Genomic DNA, 10,039 nt, shown 5'->3' with positions numbered 1-10,039 from the left:
GACATAAGGGCATTCAAGACCCAAACGAGGCGTGGTCGAAAGGGCAGATCACATGAACATGAAACGACTTCTGACTGCAGCGTATATTGGTGCGGCTCTCGCATCGACGGCGCTGACGCCGGTCTCTGCCGAAGTCCTGCGCGTTTTGCAGGGCCAGGCATCCGAAGCACTCAACGTTCCGATGAACCGGGCCGTTGTCGTCGAAAGCGACGTTCCCTTCGCGGAACTCTCGATCGCGAACCCGGGCATCGCGGATATCTCGACGCTGTCCGACCGCTCCATCTACGTTCTGGGCAAGGCACCGGGGCGCACGACGCTGACGCTATTGTCGCCGGAAGGGACACTGATCTCGAACGTCGACGTGCACGTCACGCCCGACATCGCCGAGTTCAAGGAGCGTCTCCAGCAGATCATCCCCGGCGAGAATATCGAGGTCCGGACCGCGAACGACGGCATCGTGCTGTCGGGCCAGGTCTCTTCGACGGCCAAGATGGACCGCGCACTGGATCTTGCCAACCGCTACGCGCCGGATCGGGTTTCGAACCTGATGGTGGTGGGCGGGACGCAGCAGGTCATGCTGAAAGTCCGCTTCGCCGAGATGAACCGGACCGTCAGCAAGAACTTCTCGTCCTCGGTGGCTCTGCGCGACGGCGGCAACCTTCGGGGTGAAACCGGAAGCTACCTGCTGCCCGGAAACGGATTGGGCGGAAGCCTGACGCTGCGGGGCAACACCTCTGGCGGTGTCGCGCTTGGCGGGTCGATCGGTGGACTTGAATTCGAAGTGCTTCTGGAAGCGCTGGAATCCAAGGGCATGGTCCGCACCCTGGCCGAGCCGAACCTGACCGCGCTCTCCGGGCAGGAAGCCAAGTTTCTGGCCGGCGGCGAATATCCGGTTCCCGTCTCGCAGGACAACGACACCGTCACGGTCGAATACAAACCCTTCGGTGTGGAACTGAACTTCACCCCGGTGGTCGTCGACCAGGACATCATCAACCTGACCATCGACGCCGCGGTCTCGTCGATCGACCCGGCGAACGGCATCAGCATCGCCGGCTTCGAGATCGACGCCTTCAAACGCCGCGAAACCTCGACCACGGTCGAGATGCGCGACGGGGAAAGCTTTGCGATTGCCGGCCTGCTGCAGGACGACTTCCGCGACCTGAACACCCAGCTTCCCTGGGTGGGCGACATCCCGATCCTGGGCGCTCTGTTCCGTTCGTCGGAATACCAGCGCGCGCAGACCGAACTTGTCGTCATCGTCACGCCACACCTCGTCACCCCGGTGGCAGGCGAGGCGCTGGCTTTGCCGACCGACCGGGTCCGTATCCCGACCGAGCGTGAGCTCTTCCTGTTCGGCCAGGTCGCCGGCAACCCGAACAAGGGTGCCGCCGCCGAAGTGGCCCGCCAGGACTTCAGCTCATCCTACGGCTATGTGATGGAGTAAGGAGATGACCCGCATGCTTCCCAAGCTGCTTGCAGCCTCTGCCCTCCTCGCGCTGACCGCTTGCAGCACGACGTCCACAAGCTGGGACCGCGAACTTGGCTCCGAAGTCGACAAGGGCCAGTTCGGCAACGCCACGATGAACAACACGCTCATCCAGACCGGTGAGATTTCGTACACCGTGGCACTTGCCGAACGCTTCGCCGCCGAGGTTCCCGACACGATCAACTTCGCCTTCAACAGCGCCGAGCTGTCGGACGAAGCCCGGGCGATCCTGGCCAAGCAGGCCGGCTTCATCCGTCAGTTCCCCGAGGTGCGCTTCCGCGTCTTCGGTCACACGGACAAGGTCGGGTCCAACAGCTACAACCAGCGTCTGGGCCTTCGCCGGGCGCAGGCCGCCGTGGCCTATCTCAGCTCGCTTGGCATCAGCCGGTCGCGGCTTGAGGCGGTGGTCTCTTATGGCGAGACGCAGCCGATCGTGCAGACCCAGGACCCCGAAGTGCGCAACCGCCGCACGGTGACCGAGGTTTCGGGCTTTGTCGGCAGCCATCCGCTGGTCCTGAACGGCAAGTACGCCGAAATCATCTGGCGCGACTACATCGTCAGCGGCACGCGTGAGCATCTGGGCGAACGCGCCGACGCAGGCGCTGGCGGCGGCTGATCGCCCGCCTTTCCGCAAAGAACAAGTGGCCGGGCCTTGCGTCCGGCCTCTTCGTTTCCAGAATAGTGATAATCCCAGAAACAGGCTCTTTTAGCCCAATTATCGCCACCATTCTTGAACAAGGTCCGAACCATTGGATGAGTTTGGGGGTCTGATTTCCCAAGGCGCGACCAACCCGACGACCCGTGGTCAAGCTTATGAAATCAAAAGACAACTTCCCCGTACCGAAAGGACGCAACGCGAGATGACGAGCAAAGCCACTGTACAAAGCGATCCGGCGCCGATCCTCGCCTGCACGATTTCGCGGGATGTGCAGCGATTCGATCTTCTGATCGACGACATGGAGCAGGAGCTGGGCGAAGCCTGGGGCGACCTCAACTTCGAGGATGCCCTGGTCTTTCTGAAGCAGCCCGACAGCACCGGCATGCAGTTCGTCGCCATTGCCGTGGACAGCGAGGATGAGTCCGAGCTGACCAAGATGAACGACGTGATCAAGGCGGCCAAGGCCAAGAAGATCAAGGTCCTGCTCATCGCCAACCAGGTCAGCCCGTCCGTCCTGCACCAGATGCTGAAGCTGGGCGCCGACGACTTCGTGCCCTACCCGCTGCCGGAAGGCGCGCTGCATGACGCGATCGAGCGTCTGCGCAAGCCCGCTCCGGTCATGCCCGACGGCTATGACCCGGACACCGGCCTCTTCAACCCGGTCTTCAAGGCCAAGGGCGACCGCAACGGCGTCATCCTGCCGGTGCACGGCATGGCGGGCGGCGTTGGCGCCACCACTTTCGCCGCGAACCTGGCCTGGGAGCTGGCGCTGACCCCCGACTCGGAAGGCATGCGCGTCTGCGTCATCGACTTCGACCTGCAGTTCGGCTCGATCGCGACCTATCTCGACCTGCCCCGCAAGGAAGCCGTGCTGGAAATCCTGACCGACACCGCCTCGGTCGACGCCGACTCGCTGATCAAGTCGATGCTGACGTTCAACGAAAAGCTGCACGTCTTCACCGCGCCGGCCGACATGCTGCCGCTGGAAATGGTCACGCCCGAAGACGTGGGCCGCATCCTGGACACCGCGCAGGCCAACTTCGACTTCGTCATCGTCGACATGCCGACGGCCGTCGTCGCCTGGACCGAAGCCGTGCTGACCCGATCCCACGTCTATTTCGCGCTGCTTGAGCTGGACCTGCGTTCTGCGCAGAACATCCTGCGCTTTGTCCGCGCCCTGAAGGCCGAGGCCCTGCCGCACGACAAGGTGCGCTATGTGCTGAACCGTGCGCCCAAATTCACCGATCTGTCCGCCAAGGCGCGCGTCAAGCGCATGGCGGAAAGCCTGGACATCTCCATCGAGGTGCAGCTGCCCGATGGGGGCGAACAGGTCACCCAGGCCAACGACCACGGCCTGCCCATTGCCGAAAGCGCCGCGAAGAACCCGCTGCGCAAGGAACTCCAGAAGCTTGCCAAGTCCTTGTACGACCTGAACAAAGCCGCTGAAACCGCCAAGGCCTGATTCAAGGGGAATGACCAGTGTTTAGCCGATTCAAGAAAGATACCCCGCCCGGTGCCCGCCCGACGCAAAGCGCAGCACCCGCAGCGGCTTCGGCTTCGGCTTCGACTTCGGCTGCGGCCGCCGCGTCGGCTGCCAGGGCTGCGGCCCAGCCGCCGGTGCAGCAGCGCCCGCCCGCCGAGGCCGCCGCTGCCGACCGGGAAAAGAAGCGCAAAGAGCGCCTCACCGAACTCAAGGTCGAGATCCACAAGCGTCTTCTTGAAGACCTGAACCTCTCGGCTTTGGAATCGGCCAGCGAGCAGCAGCTGCGCACCGAAATCTCGTCCCTTGCCGGAGAGGCGCTGGACCAGATGTCCGTCGCGCTCAACAAGGACGACCGCCTTGCCCTGACGCAAGAGCTTTATGACGAAGTCATGGGCCTTGGCCCGCTGGAGCCGCTGCTGAAGGACGACACGATCAACGACATCCTGGTGAACGGGCCAAAGCGCATCTTCATCGAACGCGCCGGCAAGCTTGAACTTTCCGACGTCACCTTCCGCGATGAACGCCACCTTCTGCGCATCATCGACAAGATCGTCTCCGCCGTGGGCCGCCGCGTCGACGAATCCAACCCCTATTGCGACGCCCGTCTGCAGGATGGCAGCCGTTTCAACTGCATGATCCCGCCGATTGCGGTGGATGGCTCGCTGGTCTCCATTCGTAAGTTCAAGAAGGACAAGCTGCGGGTCGACGACCTCGTCCGCTTCGGCGCCTTCACCGACGAGATGGCGGCCTATCTGCAAGCTGCCGTCAGCTGCCGGCTGAACATCATCGTCTCGGGCGGTACGGGTTCGGGCAAGACGACCACGCTCAACGCGCTGTCGTCCTTCATCGACAACCACGAACGCGTGCTGACCATCGAAGACACCGCCGAACTTCAGCTTCAGCAGGTCCACGTGGGCCGGATGGAAAGCCGCCCGGCCAACGTCGAAGGCAAGGGGGCCGTCACCCAGCGCGACTGTCTGAGGAACGCACTGCGTATGCGTCCTGACCGCATCATCGTGGGGGAAACCCGGGGTGAAGAGGTCATCGACATGCTGCAGGCGATGAACACCGGCCACGACGGCTCGATGACCACGATCCACGCCAACAACCCGCGCGACGCCGTCAGCCGTCTGGAAAACATGGTCGCAATGTCCGGCATTGAGATGCCGCTGAAAGCGATGCGCAGCCAGATCGCCTCGGCCGTCAACCTGATCGTTCAGGCCAGCCGTCTGCAGGACGGCACCCGCCGCATGACCAGCGTGACCGAAATCACCGGCATGGAAGGCGAGGTCATCTCGATGCAGGAAGTCTTCCGCTTCGAACGTCTGGGGGTCGAGCCTTCGGGCAAGATCATCGGCCGGTTCAACGCGACCGGCATCCGCTCGGCCTATTCCGACCGCTTCCGCCAGTGGGGCTTCGACCTGCCGGCCTCCATCTACGAACCGATCATCTGACCGCCATGGAAATCAGCGCAGCACCCCTTATCTACATCATGATCTTCGTGGCGGTCGTCGTGATCGTCAACGGTATCTATCTGATCGTGTTCGGAAAATCGATCAGCCTGAACAGCAAGGTCAGCCGGCGGCTTACGCTGCTGGAAAAGAATGCGAACCGCGAGCAGGTTCTGGAACAGCTCCGCAAGGAGATGAACCAGCACCTCAATGCGAAGAACATCCCGCTCTATTCCATGCTGGCCAAGAAGGCGCAGCGGGCAAACATCGCCTTCTCGCCCCAGGCCCTGATCGGCATCATGGCCGGCCTGTCGGTCTTTGCCTTCTTCCTTCTGTCGATCTTTACCGCCGCCGAAACCGGCCTGCGCGTCGCCCTTGGCATCGCGATGGGGGTCGGCGGGGTCTACTACTGGGTCAACAGCACCGCCAAGAAGCGGATGAACCTGCTGGAAGAGCAACTGCCCGACTCTATCGAACTGATGGTCCGCAGCTTGCGCGTCGGCCACCCCTTCTCGACCGCCGTCGGCATCGTCGCCAAGGAAATCCCCGATCCGCTGGGGTCCGAATTCGGCGTCATCTCGGACGAAGCCGCCTATGGCCGCGACGTGTCAGAATCGCTGAAGGCCTTTGCCGAGCGGATGGACAGCCAGGACCTTCGGTTCCTTGCCGTCGCCGTCTCGATCCAGCAGCAGTCCGGCGGCAACCTGGCCGAAATCCTGGAAGGCCTCGCCAGGGTGGTCCGCGCCCGTTTCAAGCTGTTCCGCCGCGTCCGCGCCATCACGGCCGAGGCGAAATGGTCAGGCATGTTCCTGTCCGGCTTCCCGATCGCCGCGCTGGTCATGATCAACGTGGTGCAGCCCGACTACTATGACGAAGTCAAAGAGACGACCGCCTATATCCCTGCGGCCCTTTTCGTCATCACCTTCCTCATCATCAACATCATCTACATGAAGGTGATGACCAACATCAAAGTGTAGGTCGAACATGGATTTCCTTCCCAACTTCATGACCGGGCTGACCGAACGTTTCGGTCCGATGGCACCCCTTCTGGCGGTGGGGCTTCTGGGCATGCTGCTGATCCTGCTGGCCCTGCCGGTGGTGATGAAACGCCAGCGCGACCGCTTCCGCGAGCTGAAGGACCAGGTTCCGAAGGCGGGCGTCGAAAAGAAGAAGGGGCTCCGCAAGGCTGACAAGCTCGACAAGCTGGAAAAGTTCGCCCAGTTCCTTGAGCCGCAGAAGAAGGAAGAACTGTCGGCCGCCAAGCTGAACATGCTGCGCGCGGGATACACCGGCAAGAACTCGGTGCGGATGTTCCATGCCGTGCAGTTCCTGATGGCGATCCTGTTCCTCGTCGGCGGTCTGATCATCGCCTTGATCAAGTCACTGTCGCAGGAAATGTCCGGCATGGACCTGATGCTGCACAGCCTTTTGCCCTGCGCCATCGGCTACTATCTGCCGCGCTACTGGGTGAACAAGCGGATCGAAAAGCGCAAGACCGAGATCATCCAGGGCTTTCCCGATGCGCTTGACCTGATGCTTGTCTGCGTGGAAGCGGGCCAGTCGCTGGACCAGTCGATCATCCGTGTCGGTCGCGAAAGCCGCGCGGGCTATCCCGCCTTGGCCGACGAGTTCGATCTTGTCGCGCAAGAGGTCAAGGCCGGCAAGGAACGCATCTCGGTCTTGAAGGACATGTCCGAGCGCGTGGGCGTCCCCGACGTCGCCTCGTTCGTGACCACGATCATCCAGTCCGCGACCTTCGGCACCTCGATCGCAGATGCGCTGCGGGTCTATTCGGCCGACATGCGCGACAAGCGCATCATGCGGGCCGAGGAAAAGGCCAACATGTTGCCGACGAAGCTGACCCTTGGCACTATGCTGTTTACAGTTCCGCCGCTTCTGGTCATTCTCATCGGGCCTTCCGTCTACGGAATGGTGACAATGATGGGCGAGCTTGCGGGCAGCCTTTGAAACGGGAAACGATTTGCGCCACGCGGCCATACTGACCGTCTGCGCCCTGTTGCTGGCCGGCTGTGCGCCGGCCGGTGGCGTTTCCAGGAACAGCCCCTTCGGCGTGGACGCCCGCGGTGACGGCGTCGACGGCATGACCGTGGGTCACCGGCTGATGGAGGCGGGCGAGCCTGAACTTGCGCTGAAGGCCTATCTCCGCGGCGCGGGCGAGACGGGGATCAACGCCGATGTGCTGTCCTCGATCGGATCGGCCAATCTTGCGCTGGGCCGCTTGGGCCAGGCCGAGAAGATCCTGAACCGCGCGCTTGAACTTGACCCGAACTTCGTCCCGGCGATCAACAACCTGGGCGTTGTCCTGATGGAACAGGGCAAGTCGGGCGAGGCGCGGGGGCTTTTCCAGAAGGCTTTCGCGCTGGATAGTGGCGAAACGGACTCGATCCGCGAAAATCTGATGCTCGCTATCGCCCAGAGCGAGGCGAATGTGTATGATCCCGAACAAGAACAAGAAAAAGGCGGGTTCCGTCTCGTCCGGCAGGAAAAAGGCAAGTTCGTTCTCCTGTCCGATCTCTAGGCGGTGCCCTGAGCAGTCAACAAAAAGGACGCTTAAGATGCGCCATCGGGTTTTTGCCTTGCTGTGCCTTGGCAGCACGGTTGCCCTGTCTGCCTGTCAGAACAACTCTGACGCACAGGTGCAGCGGGCCCTCAAGGACGTCAACGTCATCGACGAGACCAATCTCAACGACGTGATGCTGACCGTCGCAGACCCCAATGAGGCGGTCAGCTACTTCACCCGCACGCTTGAACAGAACCCCGACCGCATCGACGTGATGCGCGGTCTGGGCCGGTCGCTGGTCCGTGCCCAGAAGCCGACCGAGGCTGCTCAGGTCTGGCGCACGGCCGTGGCACACCCGGACGCGACGCCGGAAGACCGGGTGATGCTGGCCGATGCGCTGATCCGCTCGAACCAGTGGCCAGAAGCCAAGGCCGAGCTGAACCAGATCCCGCCGACCCATGAAAGCTTTGACCGTTACCGGCTGGAGGCGATGGTCGCCGACAGTGACCGGAACTGGAAGAAGGCCGACAGCTTCTACGAAATCGCCGCCGGGCTGACCACGACGCCGGCCGGTGTCCTGAACAACTGGGGCTTTTCCAAGCTGACGCGCGGCGAACATGCCGGGGCGGAAAAACTGTTCATGGAAGCGCTGACCTACGACCCGCAGCTCTTCACCGCAAAGAACAACCTGGTCCTCGCCCGGGCCGCGCAGCGCAAGTATGACCTGCCGGTGGTCAAGATGACCCAGACCGAACGGGCGGAACTGCTCTATTCGATGGGGCTTGCGGCGATCAAGCAAGGCGACGTTTCGGTTGGCAAAGGCCTGCTGAACCAGGCAATCGAAACCCATCCGAAACACTTCGAAGCCGCCGTCCGCAGCCTTGAAGCCCTCGACGCCAATGTGAAGATGTAAATGCTTGATCCGACCGACGCGCTGATCCTTCTCGTTCCCGTGCTGCCCATCGCGATCTGGGCGGCACTCACCGACCTCAAGCGGATGAAGATCCCGAACACGGCCGTCATCGCGATGGCGGCGATCTGGCCGCTGATCGGCTGGTATCTGGTGCCGTGGCAGCCCTGGCTCTGGGGTTTTGCGCTGATGGCCATCGTCTTCGTGGCGGGGTTCCTGATGTATCTCACCGGGACCTTCGGGGCCGGTGACGCCAAGTATTCCGCCGCGATGGCGGGGATGTTCGTCGGTGGCAACATCGGCGAGATCCTTCTCATCATCTTCGTCTCGATGATCGGATCGCTGGCCCTGCACCGCATCCTGCGCAGCATCCCGATGGTGCGCAATGCGACCCCGGATTGGGAAAGTTGGACCAAGCGGCGCTTCTTCCCGTTCGGCCTCGCGCTCTCTTGCATACTGGTCTTCTACCTTCTTGCCGCCATCTGGCCACAGGGCTGACACAAGTTACGCTTACGACTCAAATCGAAGCAGTTTGCTACGATTGTCCACGGAGCTTGTCCTATGAACGCAGAAGCCCCGGTGTCCGGCGTCCAGCCGCCGCCCTCGCCCCGTTCGCTTGCCGATACCGGGCTGTCGACCATCATGATGCGGGACATCCTGCTGAAAACGATGTTCCGCACCAACCAAGACCAGGTCTCGGCTCTGGCGAAGGCGATCAGCCTGCCCGTCCCGCTGACGCAGGAACTGGTGGACCTGGCACGGACGCAAAAACTTCTGACCGCAACCGGCACCATGCACGCCACTGCCGGTGGCGAGATGGGGTACGAGCTGACCGATGCCGGTAAGGCTCGCGCGCTGGATGCCCTGTCACAGTCCGAATACTACGGCGCGATGCCCGTCCCGCTGGAGCAGTATTCGGTGCAGATCAAGCGCCAGTCCGTGCGCGACATCCGTCTGAACCGCGAACAGCTGATGTCCGGCATGGGCCATCTGATCCTGCCGCCCGACCTGATCGACAACCTCGGCCCTGCCGTGACCTCGGGCCGCTCGATCCTGCTCTATGGCCCGCCCGGCAACGGCAAGTCCTCGATCAGCCACGGCATCCGCGCCGCACTGGGCGACAAGGTCTATGTCCCCCGCGCCATCGAATATGCCGGTCAGATCATCAGCGTATACGACCCGATCGTGCATTCGGCCGCAGAATCCGCCGTCGATGACCCGAACTCGCTGCGCCGCACCTCGAACCGCTTCGACAACCGCTACGTCTATTGCGAACGCCCCTCGGTCATCACCGGCGGTGAACTGTCGCTCGACATGCTGGACCTGAACTACAACCCGACCGCTCGCACCTACCAGGCACCGCTGCAGCTGAAAGCCACCGGCGGCATCTTCATCATCGACGACCTTGGCCGCCAGGCCGAACCGCCGCAGAAGATCGTCAACCGCTGGATCGTGCCGCTGGAGGAATCCCGCGACATCCTGGCTTTGCAATCGGGCGAAAAGTTCACCGTGCCCTTCGACACGCTGGTC

The 10,039-nt window shown here is 62.5% G+C and carries 10 protein-coding genes; all 10 read left to right on the top strand.

Features of this window, described 5'->3' with window-relative positions; all coding sequences use genetic code 11:
- The first annotated feature begins 52 nt into the window (after window positions 1-52).
- Window positions 53-1,444 (top strand): type II and III secretion system protein family protein, encoded by a 1,392-nt coding sequence (locus U1E69_RS10565; RefSeq protein WP_322244337.1) that lies wholly within the window; start codon window positions 53-55, stop codon window positions 1,442-1,444.
- 4 nt (window positions 1,445-1,448) lie between these two features.
- Entirely contained in the window at window positions 1,449-2,102 is a 654-nt protein-coding gene (locus U1E69_RS10560) for an OmpA family protein (RefSeq protein ID WP_322244336.1), read from the top strand.
- A gap of 244 nt (window positions 2,103-2,346) precedes the next feature.
- Entirely contained in the window at window positions 2,347-3,606 is a 1,260-nt protein-coding gene (locus U1E69_RS10555; protein WP_322244335.1) for an AAA family ATPase, read from the top strand.
- 17 nt (window positions 3,607-3,623) lie between these two features.
- Window positions 3,624-5,081 carry a CpaF family protein gene (locus tag U1E69_RS10550; protein ID WP_322244334.1) on the top strand — a complete coding sequence of 486 codons (1,458 nt, stop codon included), beginning with the start codon at window positions 3,624-3,626 and terminating at the stop codon, window positions 5,079-5,081.
- A 5-nt stretch (window positions 5,082-5,086) separates the two neighbouring features.
- Window positions 5,087-6,055, top strand: coding sequence for a type II secretion system F family protein (locus tag U1E69_RS10545; protein WP_322244333.1), 969 nt, complete (start codon window positions 5,087-5,089; stop codon window positions 6,053-6,055).
- 7 nt (window positions 6,056-6,062) lie between these two features.
- Window positions 6,063-7,046, top strand: a complete 984-nt coding sequence (locus U1E69_RS10540) for a type II secretion system F family protein (protein WP_322244332.1) — start codon at window positions 6,063-6,065, stop codon at window positions 7,044-7,046.
- A 103-nt stretch (window positions 7,047-7,149) separates the two neighbouring features.
- The gene (locus tag U1E69_RS10535) at window positions 7,150-7,617 is read left to right on the top strand and encodes a tetratricopeptide repeat protein (protein ID WP_416200273.1); all 468 of its coding nucleotides are present in this window, start codon (window positions 7,150-7,152) and stop codon (window positions 7,615-7,617) included.
- Between the two features lie 37 nt (window positions 7,618-7,654).
- Window positions 7,655-8,512, top strand: a complete 858-nt coding sequence (locus U1E69_RS10530; RefSeq protein ID WP_322244331.1) for a tetratricopeptide repeat protein — start codon at window positions 7,655-7,657, stop codon at window positions 8,510-8,512.
- The gene (locus U1E69_RS10525; RefSeq protein WP_322244330.1) at window positions 8,513-9,007 is read left to right on the top strand and encodes an A24 family peptidase; all 495 of its coding nucleotides are present in this window, start codon (window positions 8,513-8,515) and stop codon (window positions 9,005-9,007) included.
- A 63-nt stretch (window positions 9,008-9,070) separates the two neighbouring features.
- On the top strand, window positions 9,071-10,039 hold a 969-nt coding region (locus U1E69_RS10520; RefSeq protein WP_322244329.1), incomplete at its 3' end, for an ATPase.

It is taken from the genome of Tabrizicola sp., assembly GCF_034366665.1.
In the GTDB taxonomy this organism is placed as follows: domain Bacteria; phylum Pseudomonadota; class Alphaproteobacteria; order Rhodobacterales; family Rhodobacteraceae; genus Tabrizicola.
This window is presented reverse-complemented; position numbering and strand designations above follow the sequence as displayed.